General features: G+C 30.6%; 17 protein-coding genes and 3 tRNA genes. 17 read left to right on the top strand and 3 right to left on the bottom strand.

Annotation, left to right across the window (positions count from 1 at the left end; translation table 11 throughout):
* Window positions 1-3 precede the first annotated feature (3 nt).
* The 3 genes from AQ1685_RS19015 to cyoE are packed head-to-tail and all read right to left on the bottom strand — an operon-like array spanning window position 4 to window position 2,492.
* Entirely contained in the window at window positions 4-984 is a 981-nt protein-coding gene (locus AQ1685_RS19015; RefSeq protein ID WP_095074695.1) for a cytochrome c oxidase subunit 3, read from the bottom strand.
* A gap of 57 nt (window positions 985-1,041) precedes the next feature.
* Window positions 1,042-1,626 carry a cytochrome c oxidase subunit 3 gene (locus AQ1685_RS19020; RefSeq protein ID WP_095074697.1) on the bottom strand — a complete coding sequence of 195 codons (585 nt, stop codon included), beginning with the start codon at window positions 1,624-1,626 and terminating at the stop codon, window positions 1,042-1,044.
* Window positions 1,626-2,492 carry a heme o synthase gene (cyoE, locus tag AQ1685_RS19025; RefSeq protein ID WP_231970215.1) on the bottom strand — a complete coding sequence of 289 codons (867 nt, stop codon included), beginning with the start codon at window positions 2,490-2,492 and terminating at the stop codon, window positions 1,626-1,628. Before cyoE ends, AQ1685_RS19020 begins: the two co-directional genes overlap by 1 nt.
* Window positions 2,493-2,737: 245 nt before the next feature.
* On the opposite strand from cyoE, the gene AQ1685_RS19030 reads away from it, so the two are divergent.
* The 17 genes from AQ1685_RS19030 to AQ1685_RS19110 all read left to right on the top strand — a co-directional run bounded on the left by AQ1685_RS19030 (window position 2,738) and on the right by AQ1685_RS19110 (window position 18,377).
* Window positions 2,738-2,823 (top strand) — tRNA-Leu (locus tag AQ1685_RS19030).
* Window positions 2,824-3,038: 215 nt separating this feature from the next.
* Window positions 3,039-3,110 (top strand) — tRNA-Gly (locus tag AQ1685_RS19035).
* A 20-nt stretch (window positions 3,111-3,130) separates the two neighbouring features.
* Window positions 3,131-3,216: transfer RNA gene (locus tag AQ1685_RS19040), tRNA-Leu, on the top strand.
* A 304-nt stretch (window positions 3,217-3,520) separates the two neighbouring features.
* Window positions 3,521-4,852, top strand: a complete 1,332-nt coding sequence (locus tag AQ1685_RS19045) for an alpha/beta hydrolase (RefSeq protein WP_157730290.1) — start codon at window positions 3,521-3,523, stop codon at window positions 4,850-4,852.
* Window positions 4,853-5,160: 308 nt separating this feature from the next.
* A complete protein-coding gene (locus AQ1685_RS19050; protein ID WP_095074704.1) occupies window positions 5,161-5,871 on the top strand; it encodes a DUF547 domain-containing protein in 711 nt (236 codons plus the stop codon).
* A 35-nt stretch (window positions 5,872-5,906) separates the two neighbouring features.
* Window positions 5,907-6,242 (top strand): arsenosugar biosynthesis-associated peroxidase-like protein, encoded by a 336-nt coding sequence (locus tag AQ1685_RS19055; protein WP_095074706.1) that lies wholly within the window; start codon window positions 5,907-5,909, stop codon window positions 6,240-6,242.
* A gap of 75 nt (window positions 6,243-6,317) precedes the next feature.
* Window positions 6,318-7,370 carry an arsenosugar biosynthesis radical SAM (seleno)protein ArsS gene (gene arsS / locus AQ1685_RS19060; RefSeq protein WP_095074708.1) on the top strand — a complete coding sequence of 351 codons (1,053 nt, stop codon included), beginning with the start codon at window positions 6,318-6,320 and terminating at the stop codon, window positions 7,368-7,370.
* 81 nt (window positions 7,371-7,451) lie between these two features.
* Window positions 7,452-7,877, top strand: coding sequence for a rhodanese-like domain-containing protein (locus AQ1685_RS19065; protein WP_317042150.1), 426 nt, complete (start codon window positions 7,452-7,454; stop codon window positions 7,875-7,877).
* The gene (locus AQ1685_RS19070; RefSeq protein WP_095074712.1) at window positions 7,870-8,472 is read left to right on the top strand and encodes a TIGR04282 family arsenosugar biosynthesis glycosyltransferase; all 603 of its coding nucleotides are present in this window, start codon (window positions 7,870-7,872) and stop codon (window positions 8,470-8,472) included. Before AQ1685_RS19065 ends, AQ1685_RS19070 begins: the two co-directional genes overlap by 8 nt.
* Complete coding sequence (locus AQ1685_RS19075; RefSeq protein ID WP_095074714.1) at window positions 8,469-9,284, top strand: purine-nucleoside phosphorylase; 816 nt, start codon at window positions 8,469-8,471, stop codon at window positions 9,282-9,284. The genes AQ1685_RS19070 and AQ1685_RS19075 overlap by 4 nt, the downstream gene beginning before the upstream one ends.
* Window positions 9,284-9,697 (top strand): DoxX family membrane protein, encoded by a 414-nt coding sequence (locus tag AQ1685_RS19080; RefSeq protein ID WP_095074716.1) that lies wholly within the window; start codon window positions 9,284-9,286, stop codon window positions 9,695-9,697. The genes AQ1685_RS19075 and AQ1685_RS19080 overlap by 1 nt, the downstream gene beginning before the upstream one ends.
* Before the next feature lie 2 nt (window positions 9,698-9,699).
* Complete coding sequence (gene arsM, locus AQ1685_RS19085) at window positions 9,700-10,668, top strand: arsenosugar biosynthesis arsenite methyltransferase ArsM (protein ID WP_095074718.1); 969 nt, start codon at window positions 9,700-9,702, stop codon at window positions 10,666-10,668.
* Window positions 10,669-10,859: 191 nt separating this feature from the next.
* Entirely contained in the window at window positions 10,860-12,221 is a 1,362-nt protein-coding gene (locus tag AQ1685_RS19090; RefSeq protein WP_095074720.1) for a TlpA family protein disulfide reductase, read from the top strand.
* 119 nt (window positions 12,222-12,340) lie between these two features.
* Window positions 12,341-13,015: a DUF2064 domain-containing protein gene (locus tag AQ1685_RS19095; RefSeq protein WP_095074722.1), complete on the top strand. Its 675-nt coding sequence runs from the start codon at window positions 12,341-12,343 to the stop codon at window positions 13,013-13,015.
* 96 nt (window positions 13,016-13,111) lie between these two features.
* On the top strand, window positions 13,112-16,222 hold the full coding sequence (locus AQ1685_RS19100) for a TonB-dependent receptor (RefSeq protein WP_095074724.1): 3,111 nt from the start codon (window positions 13,112-13,114) through the stop codon (window positions 16,220-16,222).
* 294 nt (window positions 16,223-16,516) lie between these two features.
* Entirely contained in the window at window positions 16,517-17,362 is an 846-nt protein-coding gene (locus tag AQ1685_RS19105) for a DUF4437 domain-containing protein (protein WP_095074726.1), read from the top strand.
* Window positions 17,363-17,486: 124 nt separating this feature from the next.
* Window positions 17,487-18,377, top strand: coding sequence for a sterol desaturase family protein (locus AQ1685_RS19110; RefSeq protein ID WP_095074729.1), 891 nt, complete (start codon window positions 17,487-17,489; stop codon window positions 18,375-18,377).

The following is an 18,377-nucleotide window of genomic DNA, read 5'->3' on the forward strand; positions in this document are numbered from 1 at the left end:
TAATTATACTAAGTAGAAGAATGTAAATACGAATACCCAAACTAAATCTACAAAGTGCCAATATAATCCAACTTTTTCTACCATCTCATAATGACCTCTTTTTTCATAAGTTCCTAAAACTACATTAAAGAAGATGATGATGTTGATTACTATTCCTGAGAATACGTGGAAACCGTGGAATCCAGTAATGAAGAAAAAGAAATCTGCAAAAATAGGGTTACCATATTCGTTATCTCTTAAATTTGCTCCTTCTACTACTAATTTCCCCTTAGCTACTTGTTTCAAACTTTCTTCTCTTGAAAGGATAATTTTCTTTTTAGTTGCTAAGTCAATTTTCTCTCCTCTCACTTGTAAAGAAGGATCATTTTTGAATGCTTCTTGTACTTGAGCTACTGAATATTGAGAAATTGTAGCTTCATTAGTGAACCATAATCCATTTTTTCTTGAGTGCTGAACTCTACCGTCAGTTCGATCACTTTGAACAAAATCAGCTAAAGCTATTTGCTCTCCATCTTTAACGAATTGAAGTATATGATTATCTGTAGTTTTTAAAGCTCCGTAAGATCCTTTAATAAATGTTTTCCATTCCCAAGCCTGAGAACCAACAAATATCAAACCAAATACGATAGTAACAAACATGTAAAATGCTACTTTCTTTTGTTTCATTTTATGACCTGCATCTACAGCTAAAACCATTGTTACAGATGAAACGATAAGTATAAAAGTCATAAATGCAACATAATACATTGGGTAATTACCATGGAAAAAAGGAACGTGAGTAAATACTTCATCGGCTATTGGCCAAGAATCTATAAACTTAAAACGTGTTAAACCATAAGCAGCTAAAAACCCAGAAAAGGTTAATGCATCAGACAAGATGAAGAACCACATCATCATTTTACCATAACTAGCGCCAAATGGTCTTGCTCCACCTCCGCTCCAGGTCTCTTTATTATCAGAATTTACAGCGATATTAGCTTCCATAAATATCTTTATCAGTTAAATTTTGTTAAATCGTCCGCCAAAATTACACATTTTTAATCATCTAATGAAATAGAAAAAGAAAAATAGATAAATCCATAAAACATCTACAAAATGCCAAAAGATTCCACCTAGTTCAAAACCAAGCATATCGGCGGAACTGTACTTCTTTTTAAAATGATTATAAATAACAACAATTAGCACTATAATTCCTCCTAAAAGGTGTAAAACGTGCATAAAAGTAATGATCAATAATAATGATACTGAAACTGTACTACCAGGTCCTGTGAAATACAAACCTGAATTTCTTAGTTGTTCAAAACCTATATATTGATACCAAACAAACCCTAACCCTAGTAAAAAAGTTAGACTTAATAATATAAACGATATCTTTAGTTTATCTTGTTTTAAGAATCGATGCGATAAAAACAAAGTAATACTACTTAAAACAATTAAAACAGTACTAACATAAAAAGCTTGAGGTAAATCAAAAGTTACCCAATCATCTCTCTTCATACTTATTATGTACGCACTCGTTAAACCAGCAAAAAACATTACCATACTGATAAGTGAAACCCATAGCATCGGTTTAGCTGATTTTCTTTTCGCTACTCTTAACTCGTTATCAACTTGAGCTCTATTCATTAGTGTAAAAATTTATCAATAACATATATAATAGGCAATACTGTGATGTAAAACACACTTGCCAACATTAACTTTCTTGCATCTAAATTTGACTCTGATTTATACAACTTTATTGCATAAAACAACATCAACAATCCTAATATAGCTACGATAATTGCCGTAATAGGGTATATATATAAACTACCTGTACTCTTTAAAACTGGTGCAATAGAGATTAAAATCATCACTGCAGTATAAAATATCATTTGAACAACAGCTCCTTTATCTTTTTTATCCATAGGAAGCATATGAAGGCCTGCTTTATTGTATTCTTCAAATTGTAGCCAACCAATGGCCCAAAAATGAGGAAACTGCCAGAAAAACTGAATCATAAATAAGAAGCCCGCTTCAATACCAAACTTACCTGTGGCTGCAACCCAACCTAACATAAAAGGAATAGCTCCAGGAATTGCTCCAACGAAAACTGCTAAAGGTGTTACAGCTTTTAAAGGAGTGTAAGCACTTGTGTACAAAAAAATAGATATTGCTCCGAACAATGCACATTTTGGATTAATAGCGTACAATATCACAATACCAGATATCGTAAATAAAGTAGCTATGGTTAATGCAATTGTGGGACTCATTCTTCCAGAAGGCAATGGTCTATCTTTTGTTCTTTGCATTAATTTATCTATATCTTTCTCTATGACTTGATTGAATGCATTTGAGGCACCAACCATCAAAAAACCACCTGTAGCCAACATAAGTATTGTTGTAAATTCTATAGTGTCTGCACCTAATAAATATCCGGCTATTGATGTAAATACAACACTTACTGAAAGCCCTACTTTAGTAAGCTGCTTAAAATCTAAAAAAACTGTTTTCAATATCGACTTATCTTCAACCAAAACTAAACCCACCTTGCTAATTCCAAATTTTTTGCAAAGATATTCTATAATAGTGTAACCACCATGTTTTTTGAGTTTTATTACATTGTAAAAATATTTTATTTAAAAAATTATGTTTTTTGTTTGCAGAATAAAAAAACCATTGTATATTTGCACCCGCAATAACAATTGCACAAGTTCTTAAATTTGCATATCACTTTTGATATTAAAAATTTAATCACCATGCAGAAGTGGTGGAATTGGTAGACACGTTGGACTTAAAATCCAATGGGCCGTAATGCCCGTGCGGGTTCAAGTCCCGCCTTCTGTACTAAACCGTTATTAATCTTACGATTTTTAACGGTTTTTTGTTTACAAAACATTTTTTTCAACTATTCGATCATTCTTTTCTTTTTAAAACTAGACATTTAATCATTTTACTTGAAAAAAGTTATTTTAATTATAGTTTTTCACTTGCAAAATAAAAAAACCATTGTATATTTGCACCCGCAATAACAATTGCACAAGTTCTTATAAAAGGCTAATGCGAAAGTAGCTCAGGGGTAGAGCATCACCTTGCCAAGGTGAGGGTCGCGGGTTCAAATCCCGTCTTTCGCTCTAACTCTTAAAAATACCATGCAGAAGTGGTGGAATTGGTAGACACGTTGGACTTAAAATCCAATGGGCCGTAATGCCCGTGCGGGTTCAAGTCCCGCCTTCTGTACTAAACCGTTATTAATCTTATGATTTTTAACGGTTTTTTTATTTAAAAAATAAAACCTCTATTCTCTCCTCATTTATTATACTTACTTAATTATACAGTCTAAAAGCAAGTTTTAACAGCGATATAACGTTGTATAAAAACACCTTGACTACGAGATTTGTAAGAAAACAAAATGCAAAATTTCGAATACATTTTAATCTTAAGCACTTTAGGCTTCCTCTTTATCAAAAAATTTATTAACACTAAAGCTAAGAAATCTTATTTACTAGGATATTTTTCCCTTATACTATTCATCCATTTAATCATGGAAGGATACAGATGGCAAATGATTCCTACATATGTGCTAATAATTATCTCTGTTTTTGCAATTATTAAACAACATAAAAAGAAGCATCATATTATAGTTCGTATTTTAAAAACAATAGGAATTGTTTTATTAACTGGTATTGGTTTTTTACTTCCTTCTCTCCTACCTATTTTCAAACTACCTAAAACAACAGGGGCTTATAAAGTAGGAACACAAGACCTCTTCTTAAAAACGAATCGTGAAGAAATTATCACTTCAATTACAACAGATAAAAGAGAACTTACAATAAAAGTTTGGTATCCTTCAAATGACAAAAAAGGAACAAAAGACTATTACATTGATAAAGCTGGTAGATATGGCTTCGCAAAAAAATACGGATTACCTAATTCAACATTTAACTATTTGAACAAAATAGAAACAGAAGTTTATAAAAATATTAATGTCGCAGAAGAAAAGTTTCCTGTTCTAATTTTTTCCCATGGATATCATTCAAAAGCGAATGGTTATTATGCTTTACTTTCTGAAATTGCTAGCCATGGTTTTATAATATTTGCTATAAATCACACCTATGAAAGTACTGGCTCACATTTCCCTGATGATTCTATAAAATACTTTAGTTATGAGTTTGCTAATAAAATTGAAAAAGATTCTTGGAACACTATAGAACCATCTATTAAAGCTTTTCAACAAAATATGACTTTTGAAAATCGTCATCCCATAGTTCGAAAAAGTTTGACGTCTTATTTCGTAAAAAATATGATTAAACGCTGGGCTGAAGATATTAACTCTGTTACTGCAAAGTTAAACGAATATAATTCTGAAGGATTTTTTGAAAATAGATTAGATCTTAATAAAATTGGTGTTTTCGGACACTCAAGAGGAGGCGCAGCAGCAGGAGAAGCTTTATTAATTAATAATAAAATAAAAGCAGGAGCTAATTTAGATGGTGTACAGTGGGGACAAATTGTAGATACAACTTTTCAAAAACCTTTTCTCTTTCTTTCTTCAGATTGGCCAGAAAAACACCCAAATTACAACAAACACGCATACGTCAATAAAAGTACCTCTTATTTCTACGAAGCTAAAATTTTACAATCAGGGCACAGCAACTTTATGGACATACCATTTATGATACCATTACAATCAATCAATGAATCTGGAAATATTAATCCAGAACTAGCAATTAATATCAGTAGAAAACTTGTTATTGCATTTTTTAAAAAACATCTTAAAGCAGAAAAAATTGATCTTAATACATTACAATATCCCGAACTAACTTTAGAAGTATTTCAAAACAAAAATCTTACAAAAAATGACCAAAATCAGTAATATTTAAACCATCTATCAAACTTTAAGAAACTTTAACATAAAAACCCAATCTCTTAACCGTTGATTTACAGCACTATAAAAAATACCACAAAAAAAACCATGTTTTTCCTGTATTTATACTTTTTAATTGCTTTATATTTGTAGTGTTCTCAGAGACGTTTGAGAACACTTTTTCTTTTTCATAGCAATTTTCCCACTCAATCTTTGAGTGGGTTTTTTTATTTAAATTAATTATTGTACTTTTTTTTGGAACACTCTTTGTAAAGTTCTTGTAAAAAATCCGTCTACTATTATAAATAACAATTATCATGAAGAAAATCGTTTTTATCCTATCCATATTTTTATCAGCAACTGTAATTGCTCAAACGGCTACATTCAATACATTATTAAATAAACATGTAGACACTAAGGGAAATGTTAATTATAAAGCATTAAAAAAAGATGAAGCTACTTTAGATTCTTATTTAGCATATTTAAACCAAACAACGCCTAGCAGTTCTTGGTCTAAAAACAAGCAAAAAGCTTTTTGGATGAATGCTTATAATGCATATACAATAAAATTAATTTTAGAGAACTACCCATTAAAGAGTATCACTAAAATTAAAAAGAAAGGTAAAAGCGCATGGAAAATACCATTTGCAAAAGTTGGTGGTAAAACATATACTTTAGATCATATAGAACATAATATTTTAAGAAAAAAGTTATTCGATCCAAGAATTCATGTTGGTGTAAATTGTGCTTCTGATTCTTGTCCTAAATTACACAATAAAGCTTTTACAGCTAAAAATGTAGATAGTGAATTAGAAAGCTTAATGAAGCAATTCATAAATGATTCAAAAAGAAATAAATTAAACAAAAAGAAAACAATACACATCTCAGAAATCTTCAACTGGTTTAAAGGAGATTTCACAAAAGAAGGTTCTATTGTAGACTATATTAATAAGTATGCTGATGAAAAAGTAGCTAGCGATGCTAAAATCCATCACTTACCTTACGACTGGAATCTAAACGGAAAATAGTATCTTTAGTTTTCTAAACACATAAGAAATTATCAATGTCTAAAACATATTACGATCCTTCAGACTTAAGAAAGTTTGGAAAAATCACAGAATGGAGCGAAGAACTTGGAAACAAGTTCTTCGACTATTATGGAAAAGTTTTTGAAGAAGGAGCACTTACTGCTCGTGAAAAAAGCTTAATTGCTTTAGCTGTAGCACACACAGAGCAATGTCCTTATTGTATTGATGCTTACACAAAAGACGGATTACAACGAGGCATAACTAAAGAAGAAATGATGGAAGCAATTCATGTTGGAGCTGCTATAAAAAGTGGAGCAACTTTAGTACATGGTGTGCAAATGATGAATAAAGTGAATAAGCTTGAAATGTAATCATGCTATGAATTATTCTAAATTATGAATTGAACTTGATTTCGTTTATAATTTTTAATTCACAATTAAAACTCAATGAAAAAATCACTCTTAGCTAGAAATAATGATTTGGCAAATACTACTCGCCAATTAGAAATATTATCTAACGGAATATTTCAAAATGGTGAATTACCAACATTTGCAGATAAGATAAAGGAGACAAATCAGTTTCCTTTACGTCCAAAAAAGCTAGAAATTTTACAAATAAACTTAGGTTATATGTGTAATCAAGTTTGTGCGCATTGTCATGTTGATGCTGGTCCGGATAGAAAAGAAATTATGACCACAGAAACTATGCAACAATGCTTAGATGTTATTAAAAAAACTGGAGCACACACGTTAGATTTAACTGGTGGAGCGCCAGAAATGAATCCAAATTTCAGATGGTTTGTTGAAGAAGCTTCTAAAGCAGGAATCAAAGATTTTATCGTTCGTTCTAACTTAACAATTATTAGAGCCAATAAAAAATACTACGATTTACCAGAGTTCTTCAAAAAACATAATGTTCATGTTGTTTCTTCTATGCCACACTGGACAAGAGGAAAGACAGACAAACAAAGAGGTGACGGTGTTTTTGACAAGTCTATTAAAGCACTTCAAATGCTAAATGAAGTTGGATATGGAAAAGAAGGTTCTGGACTTCAATTGGATTTAGTTTACAATCCTTCAGGAGCATTTTTACCAGGAGATCAAGCAGCTTTAGAAAGTGATTTCAAAAAAGCATTGCATGAAGATTTTGATATTGTTTTCAACAGCTTATTTGCAATTACAAATTTACCAATCAGTAGATTTTTAGATTATTTAATCGCTTCTGAAAATTATGAAGATTATATGTATGCTTTAGTTGAAGCTTATAATCCAATGGCTGTAGAAAATGTAATGTGTACAAATACTTTATCTATAAGTTGGGATGGTTGGTTATATGATTGTGATTTCAACCAAATGTTAAACCTAAAAGTAGCAAGTAAAGTCAAGCACATTTCTGAATATAACGAAGAATTACTTCAAAACAGAAACATCATTATCAATCAACATTGTTACGGGTGTACTGCTGGAGCAGGAAGTAGCTGTCAAGGAACTGTTGCATAAACCATGAAGACTAAAATTGTATTTTTTCTATCGTTTTTTATTTTTTCATTTACTTTCTCACAAAGTAGTTTAAAACAGTTATTGAAAAAATACAATACTGAGTCTGTTCCATACATTACTGCTGAAGAGTTATCAAAAGAAAAAAGCGATTACATTTTATTAGATGCTCGAGAATCTAAAGAATATGATGTTAGCAGTATTAAAAATGGAATCTTTGTTGGTTATCAAAATTTCGATTTAAAAAGAACTACAGATGTAATTTTAGCGAATAAGAAAGATGCTAAAATAGTAGTATATTGCTCTCTCGGAGTACGCTCTGAAGACATTGCAGAACAGCTTAAGAAAAAAGGATTTACCAATGTATTTAATTTATACGGAGGTATTTTTGAATGGAAAAACAAAGGCTTTACTGTGATTAACACAAATAACAAGCCTACAGAAAAAGTACATGCTTTTGATAAAGAATGGGGAAAATGGTTAAAAAAGGGCATAAAAGTATATGAGTAAAAATTTGCTGATGATTTTTACGCGAAACCCAGAATTGGGTAAAGTAAAAACAAGGCTTGCAAAATCTCTAGGAGATCAAAAAGCATTAGATATATATAAATTCTTACTGAATAAAACCAAAGAAGTTACGCAGCATTTATCTTGTGATAAAGCTGTTTTTTATTCTGTAAAAATTAGAACTAACGATATTTGGGATACAGCGTATACAAAACACCAACAATCTGGAGAAGATTTAGGTATACGTATGCAAAATGCATTTACAGAAGCTTTTGAAAATGGTTACGAAAAAGTTGCTATTATCGGTAGTGATTTATTCGATTTAACTCCAGATCATATTAGTGAAGCTTTTGAAAAATTAGATCGTAACGATGTTGTTATTGGTCCAGCAGAAGATGGTGGTTATTATTTATTAGCCAGCAAAAAAGTGTATCCTGAAATATTCCAAAACAAAGCTTGGGGAACCTCAACTGTAAGACAAGAAACACTACAAGACTTACAAAAAGAAAGTGTACATTTATTACCAATGTTAAATGATGTTGATGTTATTGAAGACATTCAACAACACCCTGCGTTTCAACAATTTTTAAACTTATGAAAAAACAACAGCTACAAGAAACTATAAATTATCTTAAAGAAAATGGTATTACAAATCCTAAAATCGGAATTGTATTAGGTACAGGTTTAGGAAAATTAGTAGATGAAATTACAATAGAAACAGAAATCCCTTACAGTGATATTCCAAATTTTCCAGAAGCTACAGTAGAATTTCATTCAGGGAAATTAATCTACGGAGAATTAGCTGGTAAAAAAGTGGTTGTAATGTCTGGTCGTTTTCATTTATATGAAGGCTATACACCATGGGAAGTTACTTACGGAATTCGAACTATGCACGGATTAGGAATTGAAAACTTATTAATTTCTAATGCAGCCGGAGCTATTAATTTATCATACAACAAAGGTGAATTAATGCTTATTGAAGATCATATTAATTTACAAGGACAATCTCCTTTAGCTTTTGGTGAAGCCAAAGAATTCGGAAACATTTTTGCGGACATGTTAGAACCTTATTCAAAAAAATTAAATGATTTACTGAAAGGTATTGCTCAAAAACACGACATAACGCTACACGAAGGAGTATATGCTAGTGTATTGGGTCCGCAATTAGAAACGCGTGCAGAATACAGAATGCTTCAAATACTTGAAACAGATGCTGTAGGTATGAGTACTGTTCCTGAAGTAATTGTAGCAAAACAATTAAATATTCCATGTTGCGCTATATCTGTTTTAACTGATGAGTGCGATCCTAAAAATTTACAACCAGTAGACATTGCTGATATTATCGCAACTGCTGGAAAAGCAGAACCTAATTTGGTCGCTATATTTAAAGATTTAATTAAAGAACTATAATGCTTAACAAACAAATAGCTGTTTTAACAATTAGACTAATTCTTGGATTTATTTTCTTTTTCCAAGGATTCGGAAAGGTATTCAAATTTGGGTTGGATAATGTTTACAAGAACTTCTTCCAATCTAGTTATGGTGAATTACTTCCTGACTTTTTATTGTTATTTTCTGCTTACTTTACTTCTTTAGCGGAGTTTATCGGCGGTTTTTTGTTAGTAATTGGTTTAAAAAGAGATTATGCCTTATATACTTTAGCCTTAGTTTTAGTGATTGTAACTTTTGGTCACGGTTTAAAGGATCCTATTTGGGATTTATCTCATGTAATGTATAGAACAATACTTTTGGTAAGTTTATTATTATTACCAAAAGAACTTGATAAATTTTCTGTAGACTTTTTAATAAAAAAAGACAAGTAAGAATGAGTTATTTAGAAACAACAAAAGATGTATATAAAGAAGCAGCATTAACTCCAGATGTAGGATTATGTTGTACTACTAACCCAATTTGGGAATTACCAGGATTAAAAATCCCTAAAATCATGCAAGAAATGAACTACGGTTGTGGTTCAACAGTGCATGCTAGAGATTTAACTAATAGTCCGAAAATATTATACGTTGGTGTTGGAGGTGGAATGGAATTATTACAATTCTCTTACTTCTCTCGTCAAAAAAATGGTGTTATTGGTTTAGATGTAGTAGACGAAATGCTAGAAGCTTCTCGAAAAAACTTTATTGAAGCTGAAGAGCAAAACGATTGGTTTAAAAGTGAATTTGTTGATCTTCGTAAAGGTGACGCAATGAATTTACCTGTAGAAGATAATTCTATCGATGTTGCTGCTCAAAACTGTTTATTCAACATTTTTAAAGCAGACGATTTAAAGAAAGCTATTGCTGAAATGTATCGTGTATTAAAACCTCACGGACGTTTAGTAATGAGTGATCCAACTTGTGAACAACCAATGAATGACACTTTACGTAACGACGAACGTTTACGTGCTTTATGTTTAAGTGGAAGTTTACCAATTGCTGAATATGTAAAAATGTTAACTGACGCTGGTTTCGGTACTATAGAAATTAGAGCTAGAAAACCTTACAGAATTTTAGATCCAAAAAATTACCCTACAGATGAATTGATTTATATCGAATCTATAGAAGTAGCTGCAATAAAAGATCCTATGCCAGAAGATGGTCCATGTATTTTTACCGGAAAAGCTGCTATTTACTATGGTGAAGAAGAATATTTCGATGATGGTAAAGGACACACCTTATTACAAAATCAACCTTTAGCAATTTGTGATAAAACAGCTGCTGCTTTACAAGCTTTAGGAAGAGATGATATTTATTTTTCAGAATCTACATTCCATTATGATGGAGGTGGATGCTGTTAATAATCAAAACATATTATAATCAAAAAAACGACCTTTTGGGTCGTTTTTTTGATTATATAACTTTAGCAAATTCACAACAAAAAGAAATAAAACAATTAAAAATCAGTTAAATAAGATATAGAATCGGCATTGTTTTTGATAAAAAACATATATTTATTTCATATTAAAAACCAATCTAAATCTTAAAAATTATGAAAAAGCTACTTTTTGGTATCGCTACTATAGCTTTAGTTTCATGCGGTAAGGAAGAAACCGTTAACTACGCTCTATTTAAAGGAAATATTAAAAATCCTAATGGCAAAGAATTAAAAATTACAAACAGCTCAAACGAATTGGTTAGAACTATTAAAGTATTAGATGATGGTTCATTTACTGACACTATTTTTAATGCAAACGGACATCATCGTTTTAGTGACGGAAAAGAATCTTCTTCTTTTTATTTAAAAGATGGTTATGATCTTTCTTTAAATATGGATACTAAAGAGTTTGATGAAACAATTGTTTACACAGGTAAAGGTAACGAAGTAAATAATTTCTTAGCTCAAAAATACCTAATCAAAGAAAGAGCTGGATCTCCTCCTGAGCTTTACGGACTAGAAGAATCTGCATACGTAGATAAAATGAACAATTTAAATAAGGAGTTGGAAAAAGCACTCGAGAAAGTCGATAGTGATTTTGCTGAAGAAGAAAAAATTAAAATCAAATACGAACAATTAACGCATATGATGAAGTACCAAGATGCGTATCGATATTTTTCTAAAAATAAAGACTTCACAGTTTCAGAAGCTTTTCCTATTGATTTGGAGAAAATAGATGTTACTAATGAGGAACATTTTGAGAAGTATGATGCTTATAAAGAAATTGTTCGTTATCATCTTTCAAAAACGGCAAGTAAAAATGCTAAAAAAGAAAATATTTCTTTTGAAGCTGCGGCAATTACTTATTTAAAAAATCAAAAAAGCGATGTAATAAAAAATGATATATTGAAAGGCTTAGCATTTCAGGTATCTATTAGTAATCCGAACTCTGAAGTTTTATACAATGGTATTATGGAACTTTCTAATGATGAAGAGTTCAAAGAAAAATTAACGAAACAGTATACTTCAATGCAAAAACTTGCAGACGGTAAAGTTTCTCCATCATTTGAAAACTATGAGAATAACGCTGGAGGAACAACATCTTTAGCTGACTTAAAAGGAAAATATGTATACATTGATCTATGGGCTACTTGGTGTCAACCTTGTAAAGCTGAAATTCCATTTTTAAAGAAAGTAGAAGAAAAATACAGTGGTAAAAACATAGCTTTTGTTAGTATTTCAATTGACGCTAAAGCTGATCATGATACTTGGAAAAAGATGGTTAAAGATGAAGAACTAGGAGGAATTCAATTAATGGCTGACAAAGACTGGCAATCTAAATTCGTTTTAGATTATCAAGTTCAAGGAATTCCTCATTTTATTTTAATTGATCCAGAAGGAAACATTGTAAAATCTTATGCACCTAGACCTTCAAACAAGAAACTTATTGAATTATTTGACGAATTAAAGATTTAAAAGTCAATAATATTACAGCATATTCATTGTTAAAAAACGACCTTTTTGGTCGTTTTTTTGCTTTATCAAGTAATGTATTGTAATTTATATCGACTATATACCCCACTTTATTAAAAAGAATGTTAAATAAAAGTACCAATACTGCCATTTTATTGTTTTCAAATACTTCTCAAAAAGAAGTAAAAGAAAAGCAAATACATAATGGTCAACTTTTATTTAAACACTTACATCAAAAAGCACTTTCTGAAGCTCAGAAAACAGGCTTAGACACTCTTGTTTTCAATGAAAACAATCAAAAAGGAAAAACTTTCGGTGAACGATTTTCTAATGCAATTGAAACGGTTTTTAATCAAGGATACGATCATGTAATTACTATTGGTAACGATAGTCCCGAGTTAAATTCAGAACATATTTTAATCGCTCATGAAAATTTAATTGAACATAGAAACACCTTAGGTCCTGCTTTTGATGGTGGAGTATATTTAATAGGAATTTCAAAACAACAATTCCAAAAAGATGAGTTTGCTTCATTACCTTGGCAAACTTCAAAATTGTTAGAAGCTTTATCTACACTATTCACTAAAGAAAATTTATCACCTCTTCTTTTAACCCCTTTAAAAGATGTAGATTCTAAAAGTGATCTTTTTTACTTTTTAAACACTGAAAATTCTGTTTTAGAAAGTATCATTTTAACAATCATTTCAGTCTTCAGTATCCCTTTTTACACTGAATGTACTTCTTCAGAAGCTTATATAAAAAGTCAGCACAATAAAGGTTCTCCCCTATTAGCTTAATCATATTATTTACTTGTTATGAACTTTTAAGTAGTGACTTAAAAGTATAAGCTATGCACACCTTTATTTTAATTAACTAAATCATTTTTCATTCTTATGAAAATTAAATTTTTTATTGCTGTTCTTTTTTCTGTTTTATTCAGTTACGCTCAAGAAACTACAGGAAATGTTGAGGGAAAAATAACAGATAAACAAGGACTTTCAATTCCTTTTGCTTCGGTAATTATAACAGATACAGAAACTAACTTTTCTTATGGAACAAGTTCTCAAGAATCTGGTCATTATGTAATTGCTAATATTCCACCCGGAAATACTTATAAAATCGAAGTTCATTTTATTGGCTATCATACATATGTTAAAACAGGAATTACAATTCAGTTGGGAAAAACATTAACTATAGATATTCCTTTACAGGAAGAAAATGCGACGTTAGATGAAGTTGTAATTTCTGGAAAATCGAATAGGATAAATCCGTCTGTTATTAACACCAAACAACTGTTAAAAACACCTACAATTAGTAGAAGTGTGCAAGATTTAACAAGAAACTTATCTGAAGCAAATTTGAATTCATTTGGAGGAGCAAGCAATAGATTTAATAATTTTAATATTGATGGAATAGCAAGTAACGACGTTGTTGGTTTTCAAGAGCCAGCAAGTGGTGCAGCAGGATCTTCTGCAAATGGAACTCCGGGAAGTTTATCTCGTAGTCAGCCTATTAGTTTCGGAGCAATTAAAGAGCTTTCTGTAAAAACGTCTCCGTTTGATGTAAGTATAGGGAACTTTACAGGAGCCAATATTAATGTGGTTACAAAAAACGGAACAAATACTACAAAAGCCGAAATATATGGCTATGGAAATAATCAACTATTAATTGGTTCTTTTGCTGATGGAATTGAACAAGAAGTGAATAGTTTTTATGATATTCAGTTTGGTGGTGGCGTTGGTGGAGCCATAAAAAAAGATAAACTATTTTATTATGTAAATGTTGAGCAAGCGTTGAGTAAAACTCCTCTTATCGGAGCTCCGGGTTCTTCAGGATCAAATATTAGTCAACAAACTGTGATTGATATTGCAGATAAATTAAGAACAGATTATAATTATGATCCTGGTGCTTTTGAAAGCAGTGATATTGAAACTGCTTCTACGAAGATTTTTGCTCGTTTAGATTATAATATTTCAGAAAAACACAAACTTACTTTACGTAACAACTTTGTAAAGAGTTTTGCTGATAATTTAGAATGGAACCAAGCGGTTTTTAATTTTGGAAATCAAGGATACCGACACAATAGTATTCTTAACGGTACTACTTTAGAATTAAACTCTAGTTTATCTGAAAACACATCAAATATTTTAACTTTCGGTTACACAAAAGTAAAGGAAGATCGTTCGTATGACGGAAGAGTTTTTCCACATATAGAAATTAACGATTCTTCTAATAGAATTTTTGCCGGAACATATCGAGAAGCTTCTATTTACAATACAAACCTGAACACTTTTCAACTTACCAATAAGTTAACGTATTATAAAAATAATAATACGATTACAGGTGGATTATTATTTCAATACAATGATATTGATTACGGGTTTTTAACTGCATGGAATGGACGTTGGGCTTATCGTTCTGTCGATGATTTTTTAAATGATAGACCTTCTAGAATTCGTGGAGTATACCACGTTACAAACAATTCTTTTGATTTTGTAAATAATCGTCCTTCAGCAACAATTGATGTTTTGACTTCAGCTTTTTATCTTCAAGATAAAATAAGAATCAGTGATAAATTCTCTTTGAATTTAGGTGTTCGATTAGACAACCAGTTATTATTAAATGATTTACCTTTAAGTCCGTTAGTTAGAAACACTCCTGAGTTCAGTAATTTCACGAATCAAATAGAAGTAAATCCGCATATCAATCCAAGAGTAAGTTTTGAGTATACGCTAGATGAAGACAAGAAATATAAACTTAGTGGAGGAAGCGGATTATTTACAGGTAGAATTCCGTATTTATGGTTTGCATATGCAGAATATATTTCTGGAACAGATTATTTTAATGTAGATATTCGCCCTAATGGAAATACAGTTCGTTTAGAAGAAAATTTAGGAACATTAGCAGCTCAACAGCCAGGTTTAACAGAAATCAATTTAATTGATAATGATTTTGAATTACCAAGAGAATGGAAAACTCGCTTACACTTTGAAGCAAAATTACCAAGGAAGTTTAGATTTACAGCTGAAGCAACTTATACTGATGTTTTAAAAGGAATTTTCTTTCAATCGATAAATAGAAGACAAGAATTTGGTAATTATTCTGGAGCAGATAATCGTTTATTTTATAATGGAACTCGTGTAAACGACAACTTTACCAATGTATTTTTATTAAGTAATACAAACAAAGGATACCGTTATAACATCAATCTTGGCTTATATAAAGAAACCGACAATTATTCTGGATTCTTAGGGTATACAAATGGAAAAAGTAAAGAAATATCGAGTACTGTTCGTAATTCTTCTGCTGCAAACTTTGAATGGAATCAGGCAATAAACTCTCACGATCCAGATGTATCGTTTTCTAATTTCGATTTGCGTCATAAGTTTGTTTCATCTCACAGTTACAATATCAACTTCAAAAACAAACATCAAATACAACTTTCTGCTTTATATACAGGAACCTCAGGAAGCCCGTATTCTGTAGTGTATCAAGGAGACGTAAATAGAGATGGATCATCTAGAAATGATTTAGTTTATATTCCTGCAAATCAAGGAGAAATTCAATTACAAGATATTACTGATACCAATGGAAATGTGTTGGTTTCTGCTCAAGAACAATGGAATCGTTTAGATGCTTTTATTGAGAATAATGATTATTTGAGAGAAAATAGAGGAAGTTATGCAGAGAGAAACGGAGGTAGAACACCTTGGAATCATCAATTAGATGCTAAGTTTGTATACAATCTTCCTTTTGAAAATAATTCGAATTTACAAATCAGTTTAGATATTTTTAATGTTTTAAACTTAATTCATAAAAATTGGGGACGATTAGTTTTTGTTCCTAACGTAGTAAACTCAAATTTCAACTTATTAGAATTTAGAGGTGTTCAGAATAATCAACCTGTGTATCAATTTACTTTAGATGAAAACGCTACACCTTGGGTTTTAGATGGAATTAATTCTCGCTGGAGAGCACAACTTGGATTGAAATATCAGTTTTAAAACTGCCAGATAAAGAAATCTTTTTAACTTATAAATGGGAAAACCGCACTTAAAAATGTGGTTTTCCTTTTTTTTAAATATTAATTTAATGTTTCAGGTCAATCAAGATATCGTATATTACTAACGAACAATTAGCTTCTCTTAGTTTTTCACTACTATTTTTTTTGTTATTGTATAGGGATTGAAAAGTTCTTTATAATCTAAAAATATTCTTAAAAGTGCAACTATCAAAAATGATAGTTATTGATAATGCTGTAAGCTATAACTAGTTTTGTGAATCAAAAGACATTAAAAATGAAGAAAATAATTATTAGTTTATTCGTTTTATCCTTCTTTATTTCTTGTAATCAAACAGAAAAAAAAGAAGTTTCTAAAATTGAGAATCCTACCAATAAAGTTGTACTTAGTTCTGAAATTATTTGGGAAAAATTAAATCCTGCAAGAGGAGATAAAAGTCCACAAGCCGGAACCATTTGGGGAGATCGAAAAGGAAAAGTAGCTACAGGTTTTTTAGCAAAATTTGTTGATGGGTTTTCTTCGCCTCCGCATATTCATAATGTAACTTACAGAGCAGTAGTTATTGAAGGCTTAATTCATAATGATGATCCAGCTGCTGCAAATATGTGGATGCCTAAAGGTTCATTTTGGACACAGCCAAAAGGAGAATCTCATATTACTTCTGCTAAAGGAAATGTAAATATTGCATATGTAGAGATTGATCACGGACCTTATTTAGTAAAACCAATAGATCAAGCTTTCGATAATGGAGAGAGACCTGTAAATATTAGTGCTAACAATGTTGTTTGGTTAAATCATACTAAAACAAATTGGATCGATTCTAAAAGTAATGCTGAAATCAGTTTTCTTTGGGAAGGCAAAAACACGAATAAAACCAAAGGTCTTTTTATAAAACTTCCAAAACAATTTGATGGGAAAATTAAAACAGATGGTACAATTTTACATGCAGTTATTATCAAAGGGAAATTAAACTATACCTTACCTCTAAATCAAGAAATAAAAACGTTAGATCCAGGAAGTTATTTTACATCAACTACTAAAGCAGAACATCAAGTAACCAATAATAACAAAGAAGATGTTACCATTTACATTAGAACAAACGGAAACATTTATGTAGAATAAGATTAAAATTTTATACTTCAAAAACGTCTTTCTAATTTAAAAAAGGCGTTTTTTTATGTAAACTGTTTCCTTTTTATTCGACTTTATAATCAATAAACTTTGTTTTGTTGAGTATCTTAGTCGTATGGAGAAATATTTAGAAATTATAAAGAATTCTTACACTGGTTATTGGAATTACATAAAACAATCTGTTTTATTTGAATTGAACTGGGAGAATTATTTCTATGGATTAATCTTAATCTCTCTTGTTGTTTGGGCATTAGAAATTGTGTTTCCTTGGCGTAAGAATCAATCTATTTTCAGAAAAGATTTTTGGTTAGATACATTTTACATGTTCTTTAATTTCTTCTTATTAAACTTAATTGTTCTGATTGCTCTTTCTAATACTGCTTCTGAAGTTTTTAATGATATTTTAGGATTGATAGATGTTTCGGTAACAGATCTTCAGTTATTCAATATTAATGATTTTCCATACGCACTTCGTTTGTTTGTATTCTTTATTATTATTGATTTTGTTCAATGGTACACACATACATTATTACACAAATATGAATTTTTATGGAACTTTCATAAAGTGCATCATTCTGTAAAACAAATGGGATTTGCAGCTCATTTACGTTACCATTGGATGGAACCTGTTGTGTATAAATCAATGAAATATATTCCGCTCGCTATTATGGGTGGATTTACAGCTCAAGATGTTGCTATTGTACATTTTTTTAATATTACAATCGGACATTTAAACCACGCTAATATTAATTGGGATTATGGTGTTTTAAAATATATTTTAAACAATCCTAAAATGCATATTTGGCATCATGTTAAAGAATTACCAGAAGACCGAAAAAATGGTGTGAACTTCGGTATTACGTTAAGTATTTGGGACTATATTTTTAAAACAAACTATATTCCGTATTCTGGTAGAGATATTGAAATTGGTTTTGAAGGTGACGAAAAATTCCCAAATAATTTTATTGGACAGGAGTTGTATCCTATCAACAGAAAAGAATCATAA

This window comes from Tenacibaculum jejuense (assembly GCF_900198195.1).
In the GTDB taxonomy this organism is placed as follows: domain Bacteria; phylum Bacteroidota; class Bacteroidia; order Flavobacteriales; family Flavobacteriaceae; genus Polaribacter; species Polaribacter jejuensis.

What these genes read in the sequence shown, in the direction of transcription:
- AQ1685_RS19015 (WP_095074695.1), bottom strand. Translation starts at nt 984, where the DNA reads ATGGAAGCTAATATCGCTGTAAATTCTGATAATAAAGAGACCTGGAGC.
- AQ1685_RS19020 (WP_095074697.1), bottom strand. Translation starts at nt 1,626, where the DNA reads ATGAATAGAGCTCAAGTTGATAACGAGTTAAGAGTAGCGAAAAGAAAA.
- AQ1685_RS19045 (WP_157730290.1), top strand. Translation starts at nt 3,521, where the DNA reads ATGGAAGGATACAGATGGCAAATGATTCCTACATATGTGCTAATAATT.
- AQ1685_RS19050 (WP_095074704.1), top strand. Translation starts at nt 5,161, where the DNA reads ATGAAGAAAATCGTTTTTATCCTATCCATATTTTTATCAGCAACTGTA.
- AQ1685_RS19055 (WP_095074706.1), top strand. Translation starts at nt 5,907, where the DNA reads ATGTCTAAAACATATTACGATCCTTCAGACTTAAGAAAGTTTGGAAAA.
- arsS (WP_095074708.1), top strand. Translation starts at nt 6,318, where the DNA reads ATGAAAAAATCACTCTTAGCTAGAAATAATGATTTGGCAAATACTACT.
- AQ1685_RS19070 (WP_095074712.1), top strand. Translation starts at nt 7,870, where the DNA reads ATGAGTAAAAATTTGCTGATGATTTTTACGCGAAACCCAGAATTGGGT.
- AQ1685_RS19075 (WP_095074714.1), top strand. Translation starts at nt 8,469, where the DNA reads ATGAAAAAACAACAGCTACAAGAAACTATAAATTATCTTAAAGAAAAT.
- AQ1685_RS19080 (WP_095074716.1), top strand. Translation starts at nt 9,284, where the DNA reads ATGCTTAACAAACAAATAGCTGTTTTAACAATTAGACTAATTCTTGGA.
- arsM (WP_095074718.1), top strand. Translation starts at nt 9,700, where the DNA reads ATGAGTTATTTAGAAACAACAAAAGATGTATATAAAGAAGCAGCATTA.
- AQ1685_RS19090 (WP_095074720.1), top strand. Translation starts at nt 10,860, where the DNA reads ATGAAAAAGCTACTTTTTGGTATCGCTACTATAGCTTTAGTTTCATGC.
- AQ1685_RS19095 (WP_095074722.1), top strand. Translation starts at nt 12,341, where the DNA reads ATGTTAAATAAAAGTACCAATACTGCCATTTTATTGTTTTCAAATACT.
- AQ1685_RS19100 (WP_095074724.1), top strand. Translation starts at nt 13,112, where the DNA reads ATGAAAATTAAATTTTTTATTGCTGTTCTTTTTTCTGTTTTATTCAGT.
- AQ1685_RS19105 (WP_095074726.1), top strand. Translation starts at nt 16,517, where the DNA reads ATGAAGAAAATAATTATTAGTTTATTCGTTTTATCCTTCTTTATTTCT.
- AQ1685_RS19110 (WP_095074729.1), top strand. Translation starts at nt 17,487, where the DNA reads ATGGAGAAATATTTAGAAATTATAAAGAATTCTTACACTGGTTATTGG.